Source organism: Phenylobacterium sp. (assembly GCF_036563285.1).
GTDB lineage: Bacteria > Pseudomonadota > Alphaproteobacteria > Caulobacterales > Caulobacteraceae > Phenylobacterium.
On record NZ_DATCMR010000003.1, the window covers coordinates 120,972 to 144,982 of the forward strand.

Annotated in this window: 30 protein-coding genes; 8 read left to right on the forward strand and 22 right to left on the reverse strand. The window is 69.7% G+C overall.

Features of this window, described 5'->3' with window-relative positions:
* Window positions 1-32: 32 nt before the first annotated feature.
* Both msrB and VIL76_RS02710 read left to right on the forward strand, forming a co-directional pair.
* The gene (gene msrB, locus VIL76_RS02705) at window positions 33-521 is read left to right on the forward strand and encodes a peptide-methionine (R)-S-oxide reductase MsrB (RefSeq protein WP_332043448.1); all 489 of its coding nucleotides are present in this window, start codon (window positions 33-35) and stop codon (window positions 519-521) included.
* 37 nt (window positions 522-558) lie between these two features.
* A complete protein-coding gene (locus VIL76_RS02710) occupies window positions 559-1,374 on the forward strand; it encodes a hypothetical protein (RefSeq protein ID WP_332043449.1) in 816 nt (271 codons plus the stop codon).
* On the opposite strand, the gene VIL76_RS02715 is transcribed toward VIL76_RS02710, so the two are convergent.
* A complete protein-coding gene (locus VIL76_RS02715; protein WP_332043450.1) occupies window positions 1,371-1,844 on the reverse strand; it encodes a hypothetical protein in 474 nt (157 codons plus the stop codon). The two genes, VIL76_RS02710 and VIL76_RS02715, sit on opposite strands and share 4 nt — an antisense overlap.
* A gap of 152 nt (window positions 1,845-1,996) precedes the next feature.
* Here VIL76_RS02715 and VIL76_RS02720 point away from each other — a divergent pair, with 152 nt between their 5' ends.
* Window positions 1,997-2,797, forward strand: coding sequence for a phytanoyl-CoA dioxygenase family protein (locus tag VIL76_RS02720; RefSeq protein ID WP_332043451.1), 801 nt, complete (start codon window positions 1,997-1,999; stop codon window positions 2,795-2,797).
* A gap of 91 nt (window positions 2,798-2,888) precedes the next feature.
* Here VIL76_RS02720 and VIL76_RS02725 read toward each other — a convergent pair whose 3' ends face one another.
* From VIL76_RS02725 to VIL76_RS02735, 3 genes are all read right to left on the reverse strand, one after another.
* The gene (locus VIL76_RS02725; RefSeq protein WP_332043452.1) at window positions 2,889-4,280 is read right to left on the reverse strand and encodes a BON domain-containing protein; all 1,392 of its coding nucleotides are present in this window, start codon (window positions 4,278-4,280) and stop codon (window positions 2,889-2,891) included.
* Between the two features lie 262 nt (window positions 4,281-4,542).
* Window positions 4,543-6,069: an acyl-CoA carboxylase subunit beta gene (locus VIL76_RS02730; protein ID WP_332043453.1), complete on the reverse strand. Its 1,527-nt coding sequence runs from the start codon at window positions 6,067-6,069 to the stop codon at window positions 4,543-4,545.
* Window positions 6,070-6,137: 68 nt separating this feature from the next.
* Window positions 6,138-6,791, reverse strand: a complete 654-nt coding sequence (locus tag VIL76_RS02735; RefSeq protein WP_332043454.1) for a hypothetical protein — start codon at window positions 6,789-6,791, stop codon at window positions 6,138-6,140.
* 206 nt (window positions 6,792-6,997) lie between these two features.
* On the opposite strand from VIL76_RS02735, the gene VIL76_RS02740 reads away from it, so the two are divergent.
* The gene (locus tag VIL76_RS02740) at window positions 6,998-9,019 is read left to right on the forward strand and encodes a redoxin domain-containing protein (RefSeq protein ID WP_332043455.1); all 2,022 of its coding nucleotides are present in this window, start codon (window positions 6,998-7,000) and stop codon (window positions 9,017-9,019) included.
* A gap of 7 nt (window positions 9,020-9,026) precedes the next feature.
* Here the strand turns inward: VIL76_RS02740 and VIL76_RS02745 are convergent, their stop codons facing one another.
* On the reverse strand, window positions 9,027-9,743 hold the full coding sequence (locus VIL76_RS02745; RefSeq protein WP_332043456.1) for a Crp/Fnr family transcriptional regulator: 717 nt from the start codon (window positions 9,741-9,743) through the stop codon (window positions 9,027-9,029).
* Between the two features lie 131 nt (window positions 9,744-9,874).
* Between VIL76_RS02745 and VIL76_RS02750 the strand changes: the two genes are divergently transcribed.
* The 3 genes from VIL76_RS02750 to VIL76_RS02760 are packed head-to-tail and all read left to right on the forward strand — an operon-like array spanning window position 9,875 to window position 11,650.
* Window positions 9,875-10,624: a Crp/Fnr family transcriptional regulator gene (locus tag VIL76_RS02750; protein WP_332043457.1), complete on the forward strand. Its 750-nt coding sequence runs from the start codon at window positions 9,875-9,877 to the stop codon at window positions 10,622-10,624.
* The gene (locus VIL76_RS02755) at window positions 10,615-10,887 is read left to right on the forward strand and encodes a hypothetical protein (RefSeq protein WP_332043458.1); all 273 of its coding nucleotides are present in this window, start codon (window positions 10,615-10,617) and stop codon (window positions 10,885-10,887) included. The genes VIL76_RS02750 and VIL76_RS02755 overlap by 10 nt, the downstream gene beginning before the upstream one ends.
* A 46-nt stretch (window positions 10,888-10,933) precedes the next feature.
* Window positions 10,934-11,650: a Crp/Fnr family transcriptional regulator gene (locus tag VIL76_RS02760; RefSeq protein ID WP_332043459.1), complete on the forward strand. Its 717-nt coding sequence runs from the start codon at window positions 10,934-10,936 to the stop codon at window positions 11,648-11,650.
* Between the two features lie 6 nt (window positions 11,651-11,656).
* On the opposite strand, the gene VIL76_RS02765 is transcribed toward VIL76_RS02760, so the two are convergent.
* The 3 genes from VIL76_RS02765 to VIL76_RS02775 form a co-directional block, all read right to left on the reverse strand.
* A complete protein-coding gene (locus VIL76_RS02765; protein ID WP_332043460.1) occupies window positions 11,657-11,839 on the reverse strand; it encodes a hypothetical protein in 183 nt (60 codons plus the stop codon).
* A 65-nt stretch (window positions 11,840-11,904) separates the two neighbouring features.
* On the reverse strand, window positions 11,905-12,162 hold the full coding sequence (locus tag VIL76_RS02770; protein WP_332043461.1) for a DUF6894 family protein: 258 nt from the start codon (window positions 12,160-12,162) through the stop codon (window positions 11,905-11,907).
* Between the two features lie 147 nt (window positions 12,163-12,309).
* The gene (locus tag VIL76_RS02775; protein WP_332043462.1) at window positions 12,310-12,507 is read right to left on the reverse strand and encodes a hypothetical protein; all 198 of its coding nucleotides are present in this window, start codon (window positions 12,505-12,507) and stop codon (window positions 12,310-12,312) included.
* Window positions 12,508-12,836: 329 nt separating this feature from the next.
* Between VIL76_RS02775 and VIL76_RS02780 the strand changes: the two genes are divergently transcribed.
* Window positions 12,837-13,193: a hypothetical protein gene (locus VIL76_RS02780; RefSeq protein WP_332043463.1), complete on the forward strand. Its 357-nt coding sequence runs from the start codon at window positions 12,837-12,839 to the stop codon at window positions 13,191-13,193.
* Between the two features lie 61 nt (window positions 13,194-13,254).
* On the opposite strand, the gene VIL76_RS02785 is transcribed toward VIL76_RS02780, so the two are convergent.
* The 14 genes from VIL76_RS02785 to rplQ form a co-directional block, all read right to left on the reverse strand.
* The gene (locus tag VIL76_RS02785) at window positions 13,255-13,986 is read right to left on the reverse strand and encodes an ATP12 family chaperone protein (protein ID WP_332043464.1); all 732 of its coding nucleotides are present in this window, start codon (window positions 13,984-13,986) and stop codon (window positions 13,255-13,257) included.
* 58 nt (window positions 13,987-14,044) lie between these two features.
* Entirely contained in the window at window positions 14,045-15,025 is a 981-nt protein-coding gene (locus VIL76_RS02790; RefSeq protein ID WP_332043465.1) for an RluA family pseudouridine synthase, read from the reverse strand.
* Complete coding sequence (gene crcB, locus VIL76_RS02795) at window positions 15,022-15,405, reverse strand: fluoride efflux transporter CrcB (protein ID WP_332043466.1); 384 nt, start codon at window positions 15,403-15,405, stop codon at window positions 15,022-15,024. Before crcB ends, VIL76_RS02790 begins: the two co-directional genes overlap by 4 nt.
* Before the next feature lie 202 nt (window positions 15,406-15,607).
* Window positions 15,608-16,129 carry a CC0125/CC1285 family lipoprotein gene (locus VIL76_RS02800; protein ID WP_332043467.1) on the reverse strand — a complete coding sequence of 174 codons (522 nt, stop codon included), beginning with the start codon at window positions 16,127-16,129 and terminating at the stop codon, window positions 15,608-15,610.
* 56 nt (window positions 16,130-16,185) lie between these two features.
* Window positions 16,186-16,923 carry an RluA family pseudouridine synthase gene (locus VIL76_RS02805; protein ID WP_332043468.1) on the reverse strand — a complete coding sequence of 246 codons (738 nt, stop codon included), beginning with the start codon at window positions 16,921-16,923 and terminating at the stop codon, window positions 16,186-16,188.
* Window positions 16,924-16,933: 10 nt separating this feature from the next.
* Window positions 16,934-17,374: a hypothetical protein gene (locus VIL76_RS02810; RefSeq protein ID WP_332043469.1), complete on the reverse strand. Its 441-nt coding sequence runs from the start codon at window positions 17,372-17,374 to the stop codon at window positions 16,934-16,936.
* Between the two features lie 70 nt (window positions 17,375-17,444).
* Window positions 17,445-18,749: a replication-associated recombination protein A gene (locus tag VIL76_RS02815; protein ID WP_332043470.1), complete on the reverse strand. Its 1,305-nt coding sequence runs from the start codon at window positions 18,747-18,749 to the stop codon at window positions 17,445-17,447.
* Window positions 18,750-18,767: 18 nt separating this feature from the next.
* Complete coding sequence (locus VIL76_RS02820; RefSeq protein WP_332043471.1) at window positions 18,768-20,162, reverse strand: Do family serine endopeptidase; 1,395 nt, start codon at window positions 20,160-20,162, stop codon at window positions 18,768-18,770.
* A gap of 65 nt (window positions 20,163-20,227) precedes the next feature.
* Window positions 20,228-21,556: a TCR/Tet family MFS transporter gene (locus tag VIL76_RS02825; RefSeq protein ID WP_332043472.1), complete on the reverse strand. Its 1,329-nt coding sequence runs from the start codon at window positions 21,554-21,556 to the stop codon at window positions 20,228-20,230.
* 54 nt (window positions 21,557-21,610) lie between these two features.
* Window positions 21,611-22,075 carry an SRPBCC family protein gene (locus tag VIL76_RS02830; RefSeq protein WP_332043473.1) on the reverse strand — a complete coding sequence of 155 codons (465 nt, stop codon included), beginning with the start codon at window positions 22,073-22,075 and terminating at the stop codon, window positions 21,611-21,613.
* Window positions 22,072-22,407, reverse strand: a complete 336-nt coding sequence (locus VIL76_RS02835) for a metalloregulator ArsR/SmtB family transcription factor (RefSeq protein WP_332043474.1) — start codon at window positions 22,405-22,407, stop codon at window positions 22,072-22,074. Before VIL76_RS02835 ends, VIL76_RS02830 begins: the two co-directional genes overlap by 4 nt.
* Window positions 22,404-22,859 carry a VOC family protein gene (locus tag VIL76_RS02840; RefSeq protein ID WP_332043475.1) on the reverse strand — a complete coding sequence of 152 codons (456 nt, stop codon included), beginning with the start codon at window positions 22,857-22,859 and terminating at the stop codon, window positions 22,404-22,406. Before VIL76_RS02840 ends, VIL76_RS02835 begins: the two co-directional genes overlap by 4 nt.
* A 107-nt stretch (window positions 22,860-22,966) precedes the next feature.
* A complete protein-coding gene (locus tag VIL76_RS02845) occupies window positions 22,967-23,344 on the reverse strand; it encodes a VOC family protein (RefSeq protein ID WP_332043476.1) in 378 nt (125 codons plus the stop codon).
* Window positions 23,345-23,455: 111 nt separating this feature from the next.
* A complete protein-coding gene (rplQ, locus tag VIL76_RS02850) occupies window positions 23,456-23,875 on the reverse strand; it encodes a 50S ribosomal protein L17 (RefSeq protein WP_332043477.1) in 420 nt (139 codons plus the stop codon).
* Window positions 23,876-24,011: the final 136 nt, after the last annotated feature.

Genomic DNA, 24,011 nt, shown 5'->3' on the forward strand with positions numbered 1-24,011 from the left:
GGATCGGAGGCCGGAACCTTAGATTGCCAGCCATGAGCACGCCAGCCGTCTCCCCATCGGGCTTCGACCTGACCCCCCCATCCGCCGAAGAGCGCCAGCGGCTGGAAGCCAGCCTCACCCGTGAAGAGGCCGACGTCCTGCTGCGCCACGGCACCGAGGCGCCGTTCTGCGGCGGCCTGCTCGACCAGAAGGACGACGGCGTCTACTGCTGCCGCCTGTGCGGCCTGCCGCTGTTCCGGCACCAGACCAAGTTCGAGAGCGGCACCGGCTGGCCGTCCTTCTGGGCGCCTTTCGAGGAGAGCCACGTGAAGGGTGTGCGCGATTCGTCCTACGGCATGGTCCGGATCGAGACTCGCTGCGCGCGGTGCGACAGCCACCAGGGTCACGTCTTCCCCGACGGTCCGCCGCCGACCCGGCTGCGCTACTGCATCAACTCCATATCTCTGGAGTTCACGCCCACCGGCGCGCCGCTGCGCGACCCGCTGGGCCGGGGCGACAACGCCCACCTCGCGCCGGCTTGAGGCGCCCGCTGCGGCCCGGACGCGCGAGGGCGACGGCGTGAGTGAGCGGTGGCGCTGGGCCTGGGTCCTGCTGATCCCGCTGGCCATGCTGGGCTGGGTCGCCTTCGGAAACATCCGCGAAGACCGGGCGGCGCTGAACGGCGGCTATCGCGAGCTGCATGGCGCGGCGTCGAAGGCCGAGGAGGGCGCGCTGGCGGACCTGCTCACGGAGGCCCGCGCGGTGCTCGCCTCGCCGCAGTTCGACGCGAATCTGCGCGCGTTGTCGGGCCGCTACAGGGCCGTCTACCTCGACCCCCGACGGCAGGAGGCGAGCGTCGCCGAGGTGGCCGACCTGCTGGCCATGAAGCGCCTGGGCGCCCGCTACGTGCCGGTGGACGTCTTCCTGCTCGACGACGAGGCGCTCGGCGGCGGCTATGCGGCGGCGACCAGCGAGAACTCCGCGGGCGAGGGCCGCTACTCCGACATCGTGCTGGGGCGCTTCCTGCTGGACGCCTACCGCGCGCCGGACGTGGTCGTGCGCTCCTGCGCCGTGAACGTGGCGGCGCACGAATACTCCCACACCCTGTCGCGGACGCCGTTCCTCTACCGTCCCGCCTTCACCGACACGAGCGGCTCGCAGACCCAGATCCCCGGCCGGCGCGACCGGTCCAACCCGGTGGCCAGCTACCTGGTGGGCTCGGTGGCTCAGTGCACCTGGCTGCAGCTGAAGGGCCGGATCACGGCGGGCGAGGTTCCGGCTTGCGTGGAGGTGTTCGGTGTTGCGTCCGGCAACAGCCAGCGCTGCGACCAGTTCGGAACCGGGGAGCCGGTGGTCCCGCGGCCCGACCTGCCGCCGGCCTCGCCGCCGCTCTAACGGCCCGCGTTGCGTCGGCGCGCGATGGCGCCGGCCGGCAGCGGATGGTCCTCCTCGGCCACCATCAGGCGGTGGAGGTTCTGGAACAGGAAGGCCGTCGACCAGCCCAGCAGGATCAGGCCGTTGACCGACTCCAGGGCGATCACCACCCGCCAGCCGAGCGGCAAGGCGCCCCAGCCAGCCGTGGAATAGGCGCCGGCCGAGATGAACAGGGCCTCCTCCAGTGTGCCGCTCAGGCCGCCGAACCGGTAGAGCAGCGCATAGGCCCAGATCTCCACGGCGTGGATGGCGAAGACGCCCAGCACCATGCCGCAGGGCACCAGGATGCGGTCGAGGTGCAGGACGGTCTTGAACCGTCGCAGGTGCAGCCCGGTGGAGAGCACCACCGCGCTGAGACCGACGAGGTGGATCACCACGGTGAGCACCACCATGGCGCCGGCGATAAGAAGTTCGATCGCAAGACTGTTCACGCCAAGACTTTAGCCAGGACCGGCGGACGACCCCAGGGGGCAACCCGGTCGAGATCCCTGTGGATGGGCGCGGCCTGCGACATTCCGCCCACAAAGCGTGGCCGACCGCGAGGCATTACCTTCGGGGTCAGCCTCCAGCCAGAAGCGCCACCATGACCAAGCTCACCCCCGCCCAAGCCAAGGCCCATGCCGACGAAGTCCGGGAAACCAGCCTGACGATCCTGAAGGGCCTGGTCCCCGTCGAGGTCATCGACCGGTGGAACGCCGCCTTCCAGCCGATCCTGAAGGAAGCCATCCGCCGCGAGGGCGACGACCCCAACCGCGGTAAGAACCGGGTCTACGCCACCCTGCCCTTCCAGGACCTGTGGGCCGACCCGCAGATCATCGACAACGACGCGATCATGGCCGTGGTCGAGGAGCTGGTGGGCGCCGACGGCGTCATGTGCCAGCTGGCCACCGACACGCCATGGGCCGGTTCGGAGTACCAGGACCTTCACCGCGACACCCAGCTGCTGTTCCCGGAGAGCGGGGTGGAGACCCCGCCCTACCAGCTGGCGGTGAACTTCCCGCTGGTGGACGTGACGGACGAGAACGGGCCGATGGAGTACGCCCCGGGCACCCACATGCTGTCGAAGGAGGACGGCATGCGGAAGATCGAGACCGGCGAGATCCCGCTCAAGAAGGCCTACATGAACCGCGGCGACGTGATGATCCGCGACGTGCGCCACATCCACCGCGGCACGCCGAACCCGCAGGAGACGCCGCGCCCAATGGTGGTGATCGGCTACTCGCGCCGCTGGCTCTTCCGGCCCGAGGTGAACATCCGCGTCCCCGCCGAGGTGCTGGTGGCGCTGCCGGAGCGGGCGCGGCGCTGGCTGCGGTTCAACCCCGTGTTCGAGACGAAGGCGGAAGCCGCGCAGCAGGTGGAGAGCTACCGGGCGTTTGCGTACTGACGCGGTGCGGACGAGGGAGTCTCGTCACGAGGCTCCCTCACCGTGACCGCTTCGCGGTCTGTCCCTCCCCATCAGGGGAGGGACATCGGCGCTACGTCCGGCGCGTCGTGGTCCTCGTGGACGCGGAGTCTTCCGACCCATTCCCGGGCGTCGAGCCGGCCGCGCCGCCGGAGCCGTTGGCGGCGGGGTCGTCCTTGCGCATCTGGGCTTCCATGGCGCTGTCGCCGAAGCCGCGGCCGGAGCCGGTGAGCGGGTTGGCCGGCATGACGCGCAGGTCGTTATCCACGTGGGTGACGCCGGAGATGTCCTCCACAATGCGCTCGGCGCGGTGCTTGGCCTCGCGGTTTTCCACCGTGCCGGTGAGGTTCACCTCGCCGTTCGACACCTTGACGTTGATGCCCGAGGCGTCGAGCCAGCTGTCGTCGGTCAGCCGCTCGTGGACCTCCTCGCTGATCCGCTCATCGGAGCGCTTGTAGCCCTTCGGGCCCGCGCCGCGGTGGCCGCGGTCGGCTTCGAAGTAGCGGCGCTCGCGTCCGAAGTCGCTGCGGTAGCCGCGCTCCTCGCCGCCGGAGCCTTCCATCAGGTGGTCGCCCTTGATCCAGTTCCGGACCTTCTGGCCGGCCTTCTGGAGGAAGTCCTGGGCGCCGCCGCCCTCATGGCCCTCGTGCGGGCCGCGGGACCATTCGGCGCCGCCGCCCGAGCGCAGGTCCCGCCGACCGGCGTCGCCGTAGCCGCGCTCGAAGTCATAGCCGCCGGTGCCGCCGGAGGCCTGGCCGCCGTAGGCCGGGCGCGGCTGGTAGCCGTAGTCGCCGCCCGCGCCGCCGTAGCTGCCGCCGTAGGAGCCGCCGGTGGGGCCTTGGCCGCGGCCCTGCCCGCGTCCGCCGCCGGCGTCATAGCCGCCGGGCACGCGGCCGTACTCGCGCCCGCCCTGGCCGTACTCCTCGCGATAGATGCGCTGGCGGTCGTCGTCGCCGTAGAAGCGGCCGCCCTGGGTGTAGTCCTGGTTCTGGAAGCGCATGGCGCCGCGGCCGCCGCCAACGGCGCCCCCTTGGCCGTGCTCGCGGTCGAGGTCGTATTCGTGGTGCGCCATGGCCGGGCTCACGCCGCCGTAGTTGCGGCCCTGCCAGTCCTGGCCGTGGCCGTGGTGGCGGCCGCCCGAGTAGTTGCGGTCGGGCCCGCCGCCGGCCCCGCGGCCGTAGCTCTCGCCGCCGCCGTAGGACCCCGCGCCGTAGCCGCCGCCGCCCGGCTGCGGGCGGTTGTAGCTGGCGCCGGTCTCCTGCTCGCCGAACACCCGGTCGCGCTCGGGGCCGGAGCGGCGCGCGCCGAACTCCTGCTCGGCGCCGCCGAAGCTGCGCTCCTCAGCCCCGCCACGCGGATAGTAGCCCTCGCCCGCAAAGCCGCCGTCGCGGTCGACGTCCTCCGAACGCCGCCAGTCGCGGTCACGCCAACGGCGGTCGCGGTCATCCATCCATCTGTCGGCCATGGGGAGGTCCTCCGTGTTGCTTGGGATTCAAGGCGCAATCGGCCCTGACGGAGGAACACCGGTCCGGCGCGGTCGTTCCGCGTATCGCGGGTTCGTGAGGGGCGCCGGCGGCCCCGCGGCGCCTTTCCTTTCCCTGCCGCGGGAGGGTGGATCGCGCGGCGCGCGCGAGACGGGTGGGAAGGTGGCCGGTACTGAGCTCCTGGCTCATCCTACCCCGCTCGGCTTGGCCGACGCGCCCTCCCAGACAAAGAGGGCAAGCGCCCTAGAGCGGGATGTTGTCGTGCTTCTTCCAGGGGTTCGTCAGCTTCTTGCCGGCGAGGTTCTTCAGCGCCTTGACGATGCGGCGGCGCGTGCCGTGGGGCATGATCACGTCGTCGATGTAGCCGCGGGAGGCGGCGACGAACGGGTTGGCGAACCGGGCCTTGTACTCGGCCTCGGCCTCGGCGAGCTGCTCGGGCGTCTGGTTGCGGAAGATGATCTCCACCGCGCCCTTGGAGCCCATGACCGCAATCTCGGCGGTGGGCCAGGCGTAGTTGATGTCGCCGCGCAGGTGCTTCGACGCCATGACGTCGTAGGCGCCGCCGTAGGCCTTGCGGGTGATCAGGGTGATCTTCGGGACCGTGGCCTCGGCGTAGGCGAACAGCAGCTTGGCGCCGTGGCGGATCAGGCCGCCCTGCTCCTGCTTGGTGCCCGGCATGAAGCCCGGCACGTCGACGAAGGTGATCAGCGGGATGTCGAAGGCGTCGCAGAAGCGCACGAAGCGGGCGCCCTTGCGGGAGGAATCGATGTCGAGCACGCCCGCCAGGACCTGCGGCTGGTTGGCGACGATGCCCACCGGCTGGCCGTCGAGGCGGGCGAAGCCGACCACGATGTTCTTGGCGTAGTCGGGGCTGATCTCGAAGAAGTCCGCCTCGTCCACGACCTTCAGGATCAGCTCCTTGATGTCGTAGGGCTTGTTGGGGTTGGCCGGGACCAGGGTGTCGAGGCTGGGCTCGTCGCGGTAGGGCTCGTCGAAGCTTTCGCGGACCGGCGGCTTCTCGCGGTTGGAGCACGGCAGGAAGTCGATGAGGCGCCGGACCTGGGTCAGGGCCTCCAGGTCATTCTCGAAGGCGCCGTCGGCGACGCCGGACTTCAGCGCGTGGACCCGGTAGCCGCCGAGTTCCTCGTGGGTGACCTCCTCGTGGGTGACGGTGCGCACCACGTCGGGCCCGGTCACGTACATGTACGAGGTGTCCTTCACCATGAAGATGAAGTCGGTGATGGCCGGCGAATAGACGTCGCCGCCGGCGCAGGGGCCCATGATGACGCTGATCTGCGGGATGACGCCGGAGGCCAGGGTGTTCTGCAGGAAGATGTCGGCGTAGCCCGCTAGGCCGTCGACGCCCTCCTGGATGCGGGCGCCGCCGGCGTCGAACAGGCCGATGATCGGCGCGCCCATCTTCAGGGCCTGGGTCTGGACCTTGACGATCTTCTGCGCGTGCGCGTTCGAAAGAGAGCCGCCGAAGACCGTGAAATCCTTGGAAAAGACGAAGACGGTGCGGCCGTTGATGCGGCCCCAGCCGGTGACCACGCCGTCGCCGGGGACCTTGTTCTCGGCCATGCCGAAATCCGTGGCCCGGTGCTCCACGAACATGTCGAACTCCTCAAAGGAGCCTTCGTCGAGGAGCAGGTCGATGCGCTCGCGGGCGGTGAGCTTGCCCTTGGCGTGCTGGCTCGCGATCCGCTTCTCGCCGCCGCCCAGGCGGGCGTTGCTGCGCTTGCGCTCGAGCTCCTCGAGGATGTCCTTCACGCGAGATCCCTTCCCTACTCGCGGCAAGGGGTAGTCGCGCCCGCAAGGGCGCGCAAGCTCAGGTCAGGTCAGACGACGCGCAGGATGGCGAGCGCGGCCTGGCCCTGCACCGTCTGCTGGTAGATCCGCGCGGCCGTGGGCGACGGCTGTGTCCAGTAGTTGGGCGAGGTGAGCCCCGGCTTCTGCGCCTCGGACGCCGTTTGCACGGCCGCCTGGCCCCGCTGCGAGAACGGCACGCTGGGCGACATCGGCGTGTAGCCCTCGCGCAGGCTGGCCAGCACCTGCTCCAGGCGCTGCTCCGGCGTGCGCGTCTGCACCGGCGGCCGCGGCGGCGGCGGAGGAGGAGGCGGCGGCGGCGGCGGCGGCGGAGGAGGAGGAGGAGGAGGAGGCGGCGGCGGCGGATCCTTGGGATCCTTCGGCGGCTTCGGCTCCTTCGGCTTGTGGCGCTCGGCGAGCTTCTCCAGCGCGTCGCCGATGTGCTCCAGCGCCTCGGCCACGCCGTGGTGGTGATGGTGATGGTGGTGACCGTGCGCCGCCAGCTGGGCCGCGACGGCGGTCGCGCCGTGCACCAGCGCCTGGGCCTTGGCGGGCGCGGCCGGCTTGGGCTCGGCCTTCGCCTGCTGCTTCTCGACCACGGATTGGATGCCGGCCACGGCCTTCACCGCGCCCGTCTTGCGGACCATGACGGCCTGAAGCGCCGAGATCGAAGCCGTGGAGGCCATTTGCCAGGGCGGTCCCGTTCGAAACCGGCACAGGCGCCGGCTCTTCGGGGCTCGCGGCGCAACGGCGGCGCCAGTTCATCCTTAACTGCGGCGCTGGGCCGCCGGGCGGCTGACGCCACGGCATGGGTGACGCGCACGTCATCTTGCGGGATATTGCGGCAACACTGTTCGGCTATGACCGCTCAGGGATTCCGGGAGGAACGACGATGGGCGTTTGGACGAAGGCTCTGCTGGCCGCGACGATCTCGGCTGCGGCGGTGGGCGTGGTGACCATGGCGCCCGCGATGGCCACGGCGCAGGCGCCGGCGGCGCAGACGGTCGACGACTTCCGTCTGGCCGATCAGGAGTTCCTGGCCCGGCATCTCTACAAGATGGGCGACGCCAAGGCCGTTGTGCTGTTCACCTATGCCTCGGGCGACAAGCAGGTGCGGGCCGACGCGCCGGCCCTGATGGCCCTGAAGCAGGGCTACGCGGCCAACGGCGTCGAGTTCATGGCGCTGGCCTCGAAGCTGGGCGAGAGCCGCGACAAGGTGATCCCGGACGCCAAGGCCGCCGGCCTCGCTGTGCCGATCCTGTTCGACTACAACCAGCTGGTCGGCGAACAGCTGGGCGTGACCCGGGCCGCCGAGGCGATCGTGATCAATCCGAAGACCTGGACCGTCGCCTACCGCGGCCCGGTGGACGGCGCCAAGGCGGCGCTGGACGGCCTGGTGGCCGGACAGAAGGTGGCCCTGCCGTTCCGCCAGGCGAAGGGCGGGGCGATCCCCTTCCCCGAGCGCGCGAAGGCGAAGTCCCACGCCAACATCAGCTACGTCAACGACGTCGCCCCGATCATCCAGCAGAAGTGCGCCGGCTGCCACCAGCCCGGCGGCATCGGGCCGATGCAGCTGACCAACTACGAGCAGGTCAAGGGCTTCTCGCCGATGATCCGCGAGGTGATCCGCACCCAGCGCATGCCGCCGTTCCTGGCGGACCCGACCGTCGGCCACTTCAAGGACGACGAGCGGCTCTCGGCGCAGCAGATCAAGACCCTGGTCCACTGGATCGAGGCCGGCTCGCCGCGCGGCGCGGGCGAGGACCCGCTGGCGAAGATCAAGTTCCAGGCGCCCGAGTGGCCCCTGGGCAAGCCTGACGTGATCGTCGAGATCCCGCCGGCCAAGATCCCCGCGACGGGCGTCATGGAATACCAGCGCCCGGCGGTGCCGAGCGTGATGACCGAAGGCCGCTGGATGAAGGCTTCGACCTTCAAGGTCACCGACCGCCAGGCGGTGCACCACATCCTGTCGGGCGTGGTCGAGGCCAAGACCAAGGACGGCGACACGGCCTCGGAGAGCAGCTGGGGCGCCTCGCTGGGCGGCTACGGCCCGGGTCGCGGCTCGAACATCAACCCGCCCGACCTGGGCGTCTGGATCCCGCCCTCCGGCGGCGTGGCCTTCCAGAACCACTACACGCCCTACGGCAAGGAGTCGGTCGAGAAGACCCAGATGGGCATCTACTTCTACCCGAAGGGCCAGGAGCCGAAGTACGTGCTCCGCACTTTCCTGATCGCCGACTTCTCGATCGTCATCCCGCCCGGCGAGGAATGGCACCGGGAGATGGCCTACGTGACCTTCCCCAAGGAGGCGGTGCTCTACGGCATCACCCCGCACGCCCATAAGCGCGGCGGCTCCACCAGCCTTTCCATCCGCTATCCGGACGGCAAGGAAGAGATGCTGCTCGCCATGCCCCGCTACGACTTCAATTGGCAGTACGAGTACTTCCTGAAGGAGCCGCTGAAGATCCCGGCCGGCTCCAAGGTCATCGCGCGCTACACCTTCGACAACTCCACCCGCAACCACGGCAACCCCGACCACACCAAGCAGGTGGTCTGGGGCGAGCAGTCGTGGGAGGAGATGCTGGCCACCTACCTGCACTACCGCTGGACCGACGAAACCGTCGCCAACCAGAAGCCCGAGAACGACAAGATGCTGCAGGCCAGCCTGTTCATGGGCGCCTTCGACGACAACCTGGACTCGAAGATCCAGGCGGCGGAGCTGAAGGGCACGCAGGGCGAGAACCTGAAGAAGTTCCTGCCCATGGTGGACAAGAACAAGGACAGCGCCATCGATCAGACCGAGCTGGCCGAGGCCCAGAAGCTGATGCCGCGCAGGCGTCCGGCCGCCACGCCGACGCCTGGCGCGCCGGCGGCGGCTCCGGCCGCGGCGGCTGCGGGTTCCGGAGGGCGCTAGGCGCGGCTCAGGCAGCGCCGTCGAGGTGCAGGTAGCCGGCTTCGAAGCCGGCGAACCGCTTCAGGCGCTGGACGTCGAGCACCTTCAGCACCTTGCCGCGCCAGCTGATCAGGCCCTCGTCGCGCAGTTCCTGCACGACCCTGTTCACGTGGACGCTGGAGAGCCCAACCGTGTCGGCCAACTCCACCTGGGTCAGCGGCAGCTCCATGGCGTCGTCTTGGGCCAAGCCCACGGCTTTGAGCCGGACCAGGAGTTCGCAGAACAGGTGCGCGACCTGCTCGTGGGCGGGCCGGCGGCCCATGTTGGCCAGCCACTCCCGCAGGATCGCCTCGTCCACCAGCGTCGCCCACCAGAGCGCCCGTGAAAGCTGCTCGCTGGTCTTCACCAGCTCCGCCACGCGGTCCTTCGGGATGCGCGCCACCTTGGACGTGGACAGGGTAGCAATGGAGTGGTCCATGCGGCCGAGGACCGCCACGTGCAGGTCGCAGAAGTCGCCGGGCACCAACCAGGCCATGATCTGGCGCGAGCCGTCCGGCAGCAGCTTGTAACGGCACGCGAAGCCTTCCAGGACCACGTGGACGTCCTCGGGCGTGTCGCCCTGTGAGATCAGGTCGATGCGGGCTTCGACCGTGTGCACCTTGGAATACGAGTCGCTCAACGCGCGCTTGTCCTCGGGCGACAGCATCGCCCCGTGTTGCAGCTTCAGGACGACAGGGTCTTCCAACGCGTACTCCCAGGACGCGAGACTCTTAACCCATGTGTGCGGAGATTGCCCGCCCCATGCGTAGAGTGCCGCTTACGGCCGCTCAACCAAGTCCGCACCGGGATTGGGCCAGCGCGGCGTCCGGAGACTCATTGAACCCGCGCGGACCCAGCCCTCACGAGCGGCTTATCACCAAGCTAGAGTCGATTGCGGACCTCTCGGCCGAGGCGAAGGCGGCGCTGTCGGCCCTCCCGATCCGGCTTCGCGCCTTCGAGGAGAACGCCGACATCGTCCGCCAGGGCGACCGCCCCAGGGAATGCGGCCTGGTCGTCGAGGGCTTCGTCTGCCGCTACAAGCTGCTCGGCGAGGGCCAGCGGCAGATCATGTCCTTCCACATCCCCGGGGACATTCCCGACCTGCAGTCGCTGCATATCAAGGTCATGGACCACAGCCTCTCGGCGCTGACGCCGACGCAGATCGCCTTCATCCCGCATGCCGCGGTCAATGAGGTGACCCGCAACAACCCCGAGGTCGCCAGTGCGTTCTGGCGCGACACCCTCATCGACGCCGCGGTGTTCCGAGAATGGCTGGCCGGCGTGGGCCGCCGCAGCGCCCACCAGCGGATCGCGCACGTGATCTGCGAGGTCTATGTGAAGCTGCAGTCGGTGGGCCTGGCGGACGGTGAGTCCTTCCAGCTTCCGGTGACGCAGGCGGAACTCGCCGATGCGCTCGGCCTTTCCTCCGTTCACGTGAATCGGGTCCTGCAGGACCTGCGCCGCGTGGGGCTGATATCGTACCGCGGACGGTTCGTGGTTATCGGCGACTGGGATGGCCTGCAGGCCGCCGGGGACTTCGACCCCGGGTACCTGCACCTGAAGGATGGCGCGCTGCAGTGGAACTGACCCTACAGCCGGTGCTGGTGGCCAGCGGCGAGGAAGGGGACGGCGTCCTGGTGTTTCGCGACCGTCATCTCGTCGCGATCCTGGTGAGGCTGTCGTCCCTGCACGAGGAGCAGGCGGGTTTCTGGTTCCTCGAGAAGGGGTTCGGAGTGCTCGACGGGCCGCAGCATCCGATCTTCGACGACCTCCACGCAGCGCAGGTGTGGATCAAGGCTCGGTTGGCCGACCACGTGGGCAAGCCCCCATGGCCGAACGCGCCAGTTTAACCTGCTTAATTTTTCCCCCGGTCGCGTCGTGCTCTCAGGGAGGAACATGTCCGGCCGATTCCTCGCCAACCTCCTGAAGTACGTCGAGCTTTCGGCCGCCGAACAGGAGGTGGTGGAAGGACTCGTCGCCCAGCGCAGGAGCCTTCCCGCGGGCGCGGAAGTGTTCCGCGAGGGCGAAGCCTCCAGCGACTGCCGGCTGCTGCTGGACGGCCAGGCCTTCCGCCACAAGAACCTCAGCGACGGCCGGCGCCAGATCCTCTCCTTCCACGTCCCCGGCGACCTGCTGGACCTGCAGCGGGCGTTCCAGGGCATGGAGTACAGCGCCACCACGCTCACACCTTGCGAGATCGGGCTGGCGCCGCGAACCGCGCTGCTGGCGGCGATGGGGGCGCATCCGAAGATCGCCCACGGCTTGTGGCGGCTCAGCCTTATGGAGAGCGCCATCTACCGCGAGTGGATGGTGGGCATGGGACGACGCACAGCCTACGCCCGCATCGCGCACCTGCTCTGCGAGCAGGTCACGCGCCTGAAGACCGCCGGGCTGATGCAGGGCGAGCGCGCGCGCTTCCCCGCGACCCAGGCCCACCTCGCCGACTCGCTCGGGCTGTCGGTGGTGCACACCAACCGCGTGCTGCAGGCGCTGCGCGCCGAAGGCCTCGTGGAGCTGCGCGGGCGCGAGCTGGTCGTCCTGGACTGGAAGGGGCTCTGCGCCGCGGGCGAGTTCGACTCCGCCTACCTCAACCTCGGACGCCGTGCGGCCTGAGGCGGCCTAGCGCTCCTCGCGGAACGTGCCACCCTCTTCGCCGCGGACGTCCACGGCCAGGTGCTCGGGGCTGGCAAGCAGCTCGCGGCGGGCCAGTTCGCGTGCCCTCACCTCGTCCGCCACCAGCACGAACTGCAAGGTCGGCACGGAATAGCGGCGGTCATGGATGAAAAATGAAAAGGTACGCATCACGAGCCTCCCTCCCAGGCTGGGCCCAGGGTGATGTGCTCGATGTGTTCCCGCACTAACCCAGTTTAGCGACGATCATTCGCCGCTGCATTTTCAGCGGCCTCCATCGCGGCGATCGAAAGCGTGAAGAGCACCACGCCGGCGTCATCCGTCACGACCATGCGCCAGTCGCCTTGCGCCCAGATGCTTGCTGGATTGTCCTCCAGCAGCCGCCCGGCCATGCGCACCGCCTCGCTGCGCGCGACCGTCAGGTTGGGCAGCTCAGTCCCCTCGGGGTCCAGCACGGACTCGCCGTCTTCCAGATTGAAATGATAACGAGGCAAGCGTTGCTCCACCGCACGGGGGGGAGCACACATTGTCTCTCGGCCGCAGCATCCCGGATCGTCCGCCGCGGTTCAACTATGATAAGGCATCGCCGCCCGGCGGCAAGCACGGCCGCACCCCAGCGGCGACGGATCGCAGGCCGCCGCTCAGCTGGCGCGGGGCAGCGGAGCCACGGTCTCGGCCCTTCGGGCAAGCAGCCTGGCGCCGCGGCGGAGCTCCGCCTCTCCCGTCGGCAGAGGCAGCTCGCCGAAGCGGCGCTGCGCCATGGCGTCGTCCGGGCAGTTCAACGTGGCGCCGCACACCAGCCCGCCGGCCCCATCTCGCACCTTCACTTCGTAACGCAAGGCTGTCTCCGTCGCGAATGCAACCGTGACCACCCTGCGCCCAGCCAGGCGGCTCTGCGATCAACTAGGTTAGCAAGCGCTGCCCTACGCAACGGCGCGGAGCTTTGCCATTCCTGTTCAATAAACAAAGGCGAAATTGGCTCCCGGTGCCCGGGCCAAAGGCCTCAAATGAGAAAAAAAGCCCCCGGTCTTGGCAGACCGAGGGTTCAGGGAAGCCAGTGATCAACATAGCGCGACCTGCATTGTTGATCAGGTCACGTCTTTGCGAGCACGCGGTTTTGTGTATTCTGAATTCAGAAGTCGGGGGATTTACAGGGAAGGCTTCACAAATGAGAAAGAGCATTCTGGCCGTGGTTGCGATCGCCGGGGCAATGAGCCTCGCGGCCTGCCAGCAGAAGTCGGAAGAGACCCCCGCGGCCGATGCGGCGGCGACGGGTACGGCGGCCGACGCGAGCGCCACCGGCGCGGCGGGGACCACCACCACCGACACCACCACCATGGGCGCGACGGGGACCATGGGCGCCACGGGCACGGACGCGACCGGCGCCGCCGGCACGACCGGGGCCACGGGCGCCACCGGCACGACGGGGGCCACCGGCCCGGGCAGCACCGGCGCGGGCACCGGCTCCGGCACGACGACGAGCGGCGGCTCGCCGGGCGCTGGCGGCGGCACGACCAACCCGTAATACGCGGGCTTCCAAGAGGACTGATGGCGGCCGCCCCTTCCGGGGGGCGGCCGTTTCCGCATCAGGCGGCGACGAGGGCCTTGAACCAGCGGTCCAGCATCTGCGCCTCGATACGCATCCGCGCCGTCCGCTCAGCCGCCTCCTCGTCGACGCCCCACTTCTCTTCCTGGAAGGTCTCGTCCAGCCGCGAGAGGTCGAAGGCCTCCTCGCCCGTGAGCCAGCCGCGTTGGACGGCAAGCCCCAGCACGGCGGAGCCATAAAGCGCGACGCAGAAGGCCAATCCGGCAAGGGCGAAGTCGTCCAGCGAGGTCGCCAGCGCCCTCACCTTCTCGATGCTCGCCTCGGGCTGCGCCTGGTGGACGATGCCCGCCGCCCGGACGAATGACAGGCCGAGCTCGGCTTCTGCCCGCTGCAGAACCGGCTCCCACGCCGCCTGCTGGCGCTGCAGCAGGCTCTGCGGGTCCTCCGCGAAATAGCAGAGCAGGTCGGAGCCCGCGAAGTTGGCGACGCTGTCGGCGGTGGCCTCTCGCGCCTGCGGGACGGATTCGATGGCGGTGTTGGCGAGGCGGGTGGCGTGCATCTGCGCCATCTCGATGGTCTCGCCCTGGGCGGCCCATTCGCCAGCGATCTCGTCGGCCAGGGCGCGCGTCGGCAGCACCAGCGGCAGGCCCTTGGGCGTGCGTAGGCGCCGGCTGTCCAGGGCTATGCCGAAGCCGCCGTCGTCCTCGACTGCCTCGACGGACTTGTAGAACCGGCGGGGCTTCTCCGCCGGCTCGTGGAAACCTTTTCTCATGCCTGCTGAATGGGGATCGGCCGCGCGCTTCGCAAGCGGGACTTCGGCTCAATGGACGTCAGCGCTTCCTTCGTGAGAACGGCTCCGGGTCCGCCTCGTGCTCGTCGAAGCCGAAGCGCTCGAAGCCGGCCCTCATCTCCGGGCTGAGCGGCGCCTCCAGCATCAGGGTCCCCCGCGAGGGGTGCGGCAGGACCAGCCGGCGCGCATGCAGCTGCAGCTTGAGCCCGCCGGAGAGCGCCTCGGACGCCTCGGTGTTGTACTTGGGATCGCCGAGGATCGGATGGCCCATGGCCAGCATATGCGCCCGCAGCTGGTGGGTGCGGCCTGTGTGGGGCCACAGCGCCATCCAGGCGGCCTTGTCGGCGGCGCGGGCGAGCATGACGAACTCGGTCTCGGCAGCCTCTGCGTTCTCGTGCCCGAGCTCGGCCGGGACCACCAACTCGCGGTCGCCAATCCCCTTCTTGATGAGCGGCAGCTCCAGCACCCCCTCGGGTGGCTTCGGGAAGCCGGCGACCAAGGCCCAGTAGATCTTCTGCGTCCGCCGCTTGGCGAAGGCGCCGGCGAGCTTGGCGGCCGCGCCCGGTGTCTTGCCGAGCACCAGGACGCCGGAGGTGTCGCGATCGAGGCGGTGGACGAGCCTCGGCCGCTCCAGCCCCTCGCCCCACGCCGAGAGCAGCCGGTCGACGTGCTTGTGGGTCTTGGTGCCGCCCTGGACGGCGAGGCCGGAGGGCTTGTTCAGCGCCAGCACCTCCTCGTCCTCGTAAAGCACCAGGGAGCGCGCGAAGGCCGCCTCGCGCGGGTCGATGCCATCCTTCTCGCGGCGCTCCTGCGCCTCGGGAAGCGGCGGCACGCGCACCTGACTGCCGGCCGAGAGGCGGGTGTCGGGCTTCACCCGTGCGCCGTCGACGCGGATCTGGCCCGAGCGGGCGAGCTTCTGGATCTGGATGTGGTTCAGGTGCGGCCAGCGGCGCTTGAACCAGCGGTCCAGGCGTACGCCATCCTCGCCGTTGTCGACGTAGAGGGTGCGGACCTCCCTCACGAGAACACCCGGCGCGCCAGCATGAGGCCGACGAACAGAGCCACCAACGAGAGGAGGACCGAACCCAGGGCGTAGGCGGCCGCCTGGCCGTAGGCGCGGTTCTCGAGCATGGCGGCGATCTCCAGCGAATAGGCGGAGAAGGTGGTGAAGCCGCCCAGGAAGCCGACGCCCAGCAGCAGGCGCCAGCGCTCCTGGTCCGCGCCGCCGCGCTCGGCGAGCACGCCGGCCAGCAGGCCCATCAGCAGGCCGCCCAGGACGTTGGCGGCGAAGGTGCCGTAGGGCCAGCCCGAGCCCAGCGCCCGCTGGGCCTGGACGCCCAGCAGGTAGCGCGCGACCGCGCCCGTCCCGCCGCCGAGGGCCACCAGGAGAAGGTTCTGCATCGGCCCCTTATGCGGCGGGGGCGGTGGGAAGGCCAGATGCACCCACCTCCACCCCCGTCATCCCGGTTTCGGCGAAGCCGAAGAGCGGGAACCATCAGCTGCGATCCGCCATGCGCCGTGGCCGCGCCGACGCACTTCGGCGACGCAAGGTATATGGGTCCCGGTCTTTCGCTGCGCGAAATCCGGGACCACAATCGTGGGGTTACGCCCGCACGCCGGCGGCGCGCTGGATCTCGCGGGCGTCGTAGACGTCGGCGCCGGCGGGCTTCGGGCCCTTGCCCATCATCACCTCCATGGTGGCGGCCACGGCGGGACCGCCGCCGAGGTTGAAGGTTGTGCCGACGCCCACGCCGACGCTTACGCCGCTGCGGCGGCGGTAGCCGTAGCCGCCGTAACCGTCATAGCCGCCCGAGCCGCCGCCGACCCCGATGCTCATCCGCGGTCCGCGGTCCGGCTGGCCCTCGATGAAGCGGTCGGAGACCCGGAACCAGTCGTAGCCGTCCTGGATGGCGAGGTCGGCGGCGCGGCGGATCGCCAGGTCGCTGACGTAGCCGGCCGGCGCACCGGGACCGCCGCGGAAGGTGATGCGGTAGCGGCCGGGCTCGATCCGGTACTCCGAGTAGCCCACAGCCGTGGGGCCTGCGGCGGGCTGGTAGACGGTGGGGGCCGACGCGCAGGCGCTGAGCGCCAGGGCTGCGAGGGCGGAGACGACGAGGCGTTTCATGGCGGGAAAACCGTTCTTGATCCGTAGGTTGAACACGCTACCCGCCCGTAGCGTTCCTACCCCAGGCCAAGCTCACTGGCCAGACCGGCCATGTCGGCTGGGACCGGAGCCTCCAGCCGCTTGGTCCCGCCGGCCGGGTGCGGGAAGCTGAGCGCGGCGGCGTGCAGCATCAGGCGGGGCACGGCATGGCCGTTCAGCACGAGGGCGCCGCCGTAGCGGGCATCGCCCGCGATCGGGCGGCCGACCGACTGCAGGTGGACCCGCAGCTGGTGCATCCGGCCGGTCTCCGGATCGAGCTCGACCAGCGCGGCGCCGGGGGCTTCAGCCAGGGTGCGGTAACGGGTGCGGGCGGCTTCGGCGTCCGGATGGTCGGGGCGGCAGACGCGCATATAGGCTTCGCGGCCGATCTCTTCGCGCCGCAGGGCCACCTCGATGACGCCGCCCGGCGGCTCGGGCGGACCCGGCGCGACAATGGCCCGGTAGGTCTTCGCGAACCTGCGCGCCATCATCGCCTTGCCCAGAAAGCTCGCGGCCGGCTGGGTGCGGGCGGTGAGGATCACGCCGGAGGTGTCGCGGTCGAGGCGGTGGATCAGCCGCGGGCGGGCCTTCCCCGGCCTGGCGAAGGCCCACAGCAGCTCGTCCAGCGTGTTGACCTGAGCCCGGCCGCCCTGGCTGGACAGCCCCGCCGGCTTGTTGAGCGCCAGGATGTCGGCGTCCTCGTAGAGCACGAGGCTCCTGACGAAGGCGATCTCGTCCGGCGACAGGGCGACCGGCTGCGGCGGGGCTTTCTTCACGCGCCTCCGTCTAGCGGAGCACGCCCCGCTTCGTCATCCACTGCGCGTACCAGGTGAAGAACAGGACGATGGCGACGATGACCGCCGGCATGACCAGGCCCATGCCCTCGACGGGGTTCATCGCCTGGTAGATCAGCGATCCGATCGCCCCAAGGGACGACAACGCGAAGGCGTGGAACGCCCAACGCGAGCGCACGAGCAGCAGGATCGAGCCTGCGACCGACCCCCAGACGCCGATCGCCCACACCGCATGCATCCAGGTGGGATAGGCGTTGATGCCCGCGATCATGGTCTCGGTCATGCCCATCTGGCGGTACCAGGCTTCGCCCTGCAGGTGGCTCATCGTGTAGTCGACGCCGCCGAACGCGTTCCACAGCAGGGACACAATGGCCACGATCCAGAAGTGCCTCGGCACGGCCGAGCGCGGCGCTTCGTCAATAGTTTCAGTCATCTGGGTTCCTCCCCCGAGGTAAGATGGGAGGAGCCTACGCCCGAAGCTTCACCGTAACAATGGTCGCCGATCAGGCGCCTTTGCGCTTTCGCAGCTGCGCCCACCGGTCGAGGCGCTCGCGGATCCTGGCCTCCGCCCCCTCGCCCTTCGGATCGTAGAAGGTCTGCCGCTCCATCTCGTCGGGGAAGTAGTCCTGGCCGGAGAAGCCCTGGGCCGCGTCGTGGTCGTAGGCGTAGCCCTTGCCGTAGCCGAGGTCCTTCATCAGCCGGGTGGGGGCGTTCAGGATGTGCTTGGGCGGCATCAGCGAGCCGGTCTCCCTGGCCGCCTTCATCGCCGCGCCGTAGGCCTTGTAGACCGCGTTGGACTTGGGCGCAGTGGCCAGGTGGACAGTGAGCTGGGCGAGCGCGATCTCCCCCTCGGGCGAGCCCAGGAAGTCATAGGTGTCCTTGGCCGCGTTGGCGAGCAGCAGGGAGAGCGGGTCGGCCTCGCCGATGTCCTCGGCCGCGGCGCGGATCAGCCGGCGGGCGATGAACAGCGGGTCCTCGCCGCCGGTGAGCATACGGGCCAGCCAGTAGAGCGCCGCGTCCGGGTCGGAGCCGCGGATCGACTTATGCAGGGCGGAGACGAGGTTGTAGTGCTCCTCCCGGTCCTTGTCGTACGCGGGGGAGCGCTTCTGCAGGACCTGGCCGAGCTCGCGGGTGGTGAGCGGCTTGGCCGAGCCGATGTTGAACAGAGTCTCGGCCAGGGTGAGCAGGTAACGGCCGTCGCCGTCGGCCAGCGCCACCAGGGCGTTGCGGGCGTCCGGCTCCAGCGGCAGGGGCCGGCCTTCGAAGGCCTCGGCTTTGGCCAGAAGCGCCTCCAGGGCTTGGTCGTCGAGGCGCTTGAGGACGAACACCTGGGAGCGCGACAGCAGCGCCCCGTTGAGCTCGAACGACGGGTTCTCGGTGGTGGCGCCGACCAGGGTGACGATACCCTCCTCCACGAAGGGCAGGAAGCCGTCCTGCTGGGCGCGGTTGAAGCGGTGGATCTCGTCGACGAAGAGCAGGGTGGCCTGGCCGGCCAGCCTGCGCATTCGTGCGGCCTCGAAGGCCTTCTTCAGGTCGGCGACGCCGGAGAAGACGGCGGAGAGCTGCTGGAACTCGTAGCCGGCCTCCTTGGCCAGCAGCCGGGCGATGGTGGTCTTGCCGGTGCCGGGCGGGCCCCACAGGATCATCGAGGCGAGGCGTTTGGCCTCGGCCATCCGGCGGATCGGGCCTTCCGGGCCCAGCAGGTGGTCCTGGCCAACCACCTCGTCCAGCCGCTGCGGGCGCAGGCGGTCGGCGAGCGGCGATGGCGCCTGGGGCGTCAGGCCCGCGGCTTCGAAGAGGTCAGCCATGGGCCATGGATTAGCACCTTAGACGCGGATGGTCCCCGTCTGGCCGTTGCGTTCGATGGTGATCTCCCAGCCTTGCGCCGGCGCCCCAGCGAGGCTCTGCAGCTCGCCGGTGGTGCGCACCGCCCGGCCGTTGACGGCCCGGATGATGTCGCCCTGCCGCAGGTAGTTGGCCGCGTAGCCGCGGGTCACCCGGGTGACGAGCACGCCGCCGCCGAAGGGGTCGAGCCCCTGCTCTTCGGCCAGGGCGGGCGATAGGCTGACCACCGTCGCCCCGTCGAAGGGGTTCTGTCCCTGGATCACCCGCTCGTCGCGCGCGGGCGTCGCGGGCGGGGCCTCGGCGCGCAGGGTGAGCCGCTCGGTCCGGCCGCCGCGCAGGACCTCGATCCGCACCGGCTCGCCCGGCCGATGAGCGCCGATGGCGTAGATCACCGAGGCCGCGTCGGTGGCGGGCTGGCCGTCGATGCTGGTGATCACGTCGCCGGCGCGAAGGCCCGCCCGCTGGGCCGAGCCGCCGGGCCACAGGTCGCCGACCACCGCCCCCGTCGGCGCGCGCAGGCCCAGCGCCTCGGCCATCTGCGGGGTGATGCTCTGCAGGCGCGCGCCGAGCCAGGGGCGCACCACCTGGCGGCCGCCGCCGACCGCAGTCTCCACCACGCGGCGCACCACCGTGGCCGGAAGGGCGAAGCCGACGCCGGAGGAGGTGCCGGAGCGCGAGAGGATGAAGCTGTTGATGCCGATCAGGTCGCCGTCCATGTCGACGAGCGCGCCGCCGGAGTTGCCCTGGTTGATGGCGGCGTCGGTCTGGATGTAGGCGCTGACCGCCTCGCCGCCGGTGGGATCGACGCTGCGGTTCAGGGCCGAGATGATGCCGTTGGTCACCGTCTGGCCGACCCCGAAGGGGTTGCCGATGGCCAGCACCAGGTCGCCCACCTCGGTGTCGCTGGTGTCGTCGATGGACAGCGTCGGCAGGCGCTCGCCGGCCGGCGGCTCGATCTTCAGCACCGCAAGGTCGGCGCGGGGGTCCTGCAGCAGGATGCGGGCTGGGAACTCGCGCCGGTCAGCGAGCGCGACGGTGATCTCCTGGCCGCCCTGGACCACGTGGTTGTTCGTGACGATGACCCCGTCGGGACGGACGATGACGCCGGAGCCCAGGGACGTGGCCACCCGCGCGCGGGGCACGCCGCCGCCGAAGAACTCCCAGAAGGGGTCGGTGCGCGGCCTCACCAGGCTGCGCGCCGAGATGTTCACCACCGCCGGCGCGGCGCGCCGGACCACAGGGGCGAAGGACTGCTTCATGGACGCCGCGCTCTGCGGGGCCACGCGGCCGGGCTGAGGCAGGGCGGGCTGGGCCACGGCGGCGGAGCCGGCCGCCAGGGCCGCGAACAACGAGATCAGGATGCGATGGGCGCGCATGGCATCTCCGGAAAGCGATAGCGAGCGAACTCTGCGGAGGTTTCAGGCGCGAATATGGCGTTCCTTCAGGCTGTTACAACCCGCTCGTCACTCGGGTTACGTGCGGTGACCCAGGCGAGCGCCAGCGCGAGCAACAGGAGCGCCGCGGCCACATAGATCGCCAGCCCCGGGGCGTGCACCGTCGCGTCGTGCCGCACCGACCAGGCGAACACCAGGCCGAAGATCGGCGGCCCGACGACCGCGGCGATGCCGGCCAGGCTCTGGTTGGCGCCCTGCAGTTGGCCTTGCTCGTGCGGCTGGACCTTGCGCGTCATCAGCCCCTGCAGCCCCGGCATCATGAAGCCGATCAGGGCGAAGATGGGCGCGCCCAGCAGGTAGAGCCAGCCGGTGGGGGCCGCGCCGTACCAGGCGAAGCCGACCACGCCCGCGGCCGCCCCCAGGAGCACCGCCTTGCGCTCGCCGATACGCGCCACCACGGGCCCGACCAGGAACATCTGGACGATCACCCCAAGCACCCCCGTGAGCAGGAAGGTCAGGCCCAGCACCCCCGTCGACCAGCCGTAGCGGTAGGTGGTGTAGAGCACGAAGATCGACGGCAGCACCATGTGGGAGAGCTGGAAGAGGAAGGTCACGCCGACCAAGCCCAGGAGGCCCTTGTGGGCGCGCAGGAGCTGCAGCGAGCCTACCGGGTTGGCCCGCTTCCAGTCGTAACTCTTGGCCCGCCGCTCGGGCGGCAGGGATTCCGGCAGCACCAATAGGCCGTAGAGCCAGTTGACGAACGTCAGCGCGGCGGCCGCCATGAACGGCAGGCGCAGGTCGTACTCGCCCAGCATGCCGCCGATGATCGGTCCGATGATGAAGCCGAAAGAGAACGCCGAGCCCATCCAGCCGAACACCTTGGCGCGGCGCTCTGGCGGCGTGACGTCTGCGAGGTAGGCGTTGGCGGTGGAGAAGCTCGCCGCCGTCGCCCCGTTCAGCACCCGGCCCACGAACAGCCAGAGAAGCGTCGGCGCAAAGGCCATGAACAGGAAGTCGACGCCCAGGCCGAACAGCGACAGGAGCAGGACCGGCCGTCGTCCGTAGCGGTCGGACATCATGCCGAGCAACGGCCCGCAGAAGAACTGCATCACCCCCCAGACGGTGGCGAACACCACGTTCCAGACCGACGCCGCAGCGAAATCCCCGCCGGTGAACTCCTTGATCAGGTTCGGCAGGATCGGGATCATGATCCCGAAGGACACGGCGTTCATCAGGGCGCTGGCGAAGATGAAGCCGAAGCCGGCCTGCCGTTGCGGCCGCGCCTTCACGCCCCGTGCGCCCGGCGGCTCGGGCGCAATATCCGCCGCCGCGTCCGGTGCGACCGGCGGAGCGGCGCCACCCTCATTGTCCTGCATGGTCGTGTCCCCTCGTGCGCACCATGAAACAAACCAAGAACTGACGCAACAGCGTTACGTGACCTGTCTCAGCGAGCCCAGCAGCGCCTGCCACCATTCGGCGAGGCGCATGAGCAGCGCCTCGTCCGGGAAACCGTGTCGCGCGACACTGTCGGCGGGCACCTGGTCGAAGCCGCGGTGCTCCACCGACACCCGGGTCTCCTCGCCTACCGCTTCGAAGCGCACCTCCACCTCCGTGTGCAGGTCGAGCGGGAAATTCGCTTGGCGCCAGGAGAACACCAGCCGCGCCGGCGGATCCCAGACCTGGATGCGGCCGATTTCGAAGACGTGCCCGTTGGCTAGCGTCTCGGTGAGACGGCCGCCCTCCCCCGGCTCGAAAGCCAGACGCCCGGGCGGGCGCGGCGTGGTCTGGAAGAGGCCGTTCGGCCGCCACCAGTCGCCGATCTCCTCGACGAAGGCCGCAAACGCGCGCTCCGGCGTCGCCTTCACGCGCAGCGCCACAAAGACCTTCGAGGTCATGCGCCCTTCTCGACATGGGCCTTGAAGGCGGCCAGCTGCTCGCTCCAGAGCCGCTCGCTCTCCTCCAGCCACCGCAGCAGATGCACCATGGGTTCCGGCCTCAGGGCGTAGATGCGCACGCGCGCGTCGAACTCGGGATGGGATTCCTCCACGAGCCCGCTTTCGCGCAGGGCGCGGAGGTGCCGGCTCATGGACGGCGGCGAGACGTCGAGCTCCCGGGCCAGCTCGCCGGCCGGACGTGGCCGGCGCGCCAGCAGCTCGACCACGCCCCGCCGCGTGGGATCCGCGAGCGCTGCGAGCGTGCGGTCCACTGCCTGAACGGCCGCGCTCACACGTCGCCCGTGATCTTCAGGCCCGTGGCGGCTTCCATCTCCTGGCGGCTGACCTGCTTCACCGTCTGTCCGACCGTCCAGATGTGTCCCTCGGGATCGCGGCAGCGGTAGGTGCGGTCGCCATAGAACTGGGTCTCTGGCTCCATGAACACCTTGGCCCCGGCAGCCCTCGCCCGCTCGCAGTGGGCGTCGAGGTCGGCGCCGATCTGCAGGTGCACCGTCTGGGTGTTCTTGCCGCCGACGGAGGCCGGGCTCTTGTGGTCGTCCGACCACTCGCCGCCGATCATGATCACGCAGTCTTCGAACCGCATCTCGGAGTGGGCGACATTGCCGTCCGCGTCCTCGATCAGCATCACGAGCTCGAACCCGAACGCGCGCTCCAGGAAGTCGAGCGCCGCGCGCGGGTTGCGGTAGCAGATGGCGGAGGTCAGGGCGGGTCGTGAAGAAGCCATGGTCACATCCTTGCTAGTTACCGCAATATTTAACGTAAAACGCAATTAGCGGTCAATGGATGCATCTGCAGGCGGGGCCTGCCGCACGGGCTGGAGTGGCTCGGGGTCTAGGGTCGGTAGAGGCCGCAGAGCTTGTTCCCGTCGGGATCTCGCAGGTAGGCCAGGTAGAGCTTGCCGACGCTGCCTTCCCGGTAGCCCGGCGGGTCCTCGCAGGAGGTGCCGCCGTTGGCGACGCCGGCCGCATGCCAGGCGTCCACCTGCTCCGGGGACTCGCAAGCGAAGCCCACGGTGCCGCCATTGGCCAGGCAGGCCGGCTCGCCGTTGATCGGCTTGGTGACGCCGAAGGAGGCGCCCTTGCCGCGGTAGAAGATCCGCCGATCCTCGTTCATGAAGCCCGGGCCGATGCCGAGCGCCGCGAACGTGGCGTCGTAGAACCTCTTGGCCTTCTCCAGGTCATTCGTGCCGACCAGCATGTGCGAGAACATGGCCTCTCCCCTCCAGCTATCGTTGAGGCGCGGAGACTAGCCGGGGAAGCGGCGCAGCAAAAAGCCCCGGAAGTCGCCATCCGGGGCTTTTCGAAGCTTTATTCGCGGGCCCTAGGCCTCGGCGGAGAAGTCCTGCTCCGCCGTCGGGCCGGAGTCCTTGCCCTTCTCGGCCGGGTCGCGATCGACGAACTCGATCACGGCCAGCGGGGCGTTGTCGCCGTAACGATAGCCGGCCTTGAGCACGCGGATGTAGCCGCCCTGGCGCTCGGCGTAGCGGGGGCCCAGCGTGCCGAACAGCTTGCCGACCTGCTCCACGTCGCGGACGTGGCTGATCGCCTGACGGCGAGCGTGCAGGTCGCCGCGCTTGGCCAGCGTCACCAGTTTCTCGACGAACGGACGCAGTTCCTTCGCCTTGGGAAGGGTGGTCACGATCTGCTCGTGCTTGATCAGGCTTGCGGCCATGTTGGCGAACATGGCGGTGCGGTGGGCGGTCGTCCGACCCAGTTTGCGATAGGCTTTACCGTGACGCATTTCGTATCTCCTGGGCCCTGTGGCCTGCCCGGACGCCCCCGATCTCCTGGGTCAGCGTCCACCTAACCAAGTCCCAGCCTTGCTCCCGCCTGGGTCAACACGAAGCGCCGGGGCCCTCCACCGCTGTTGCGGCTTC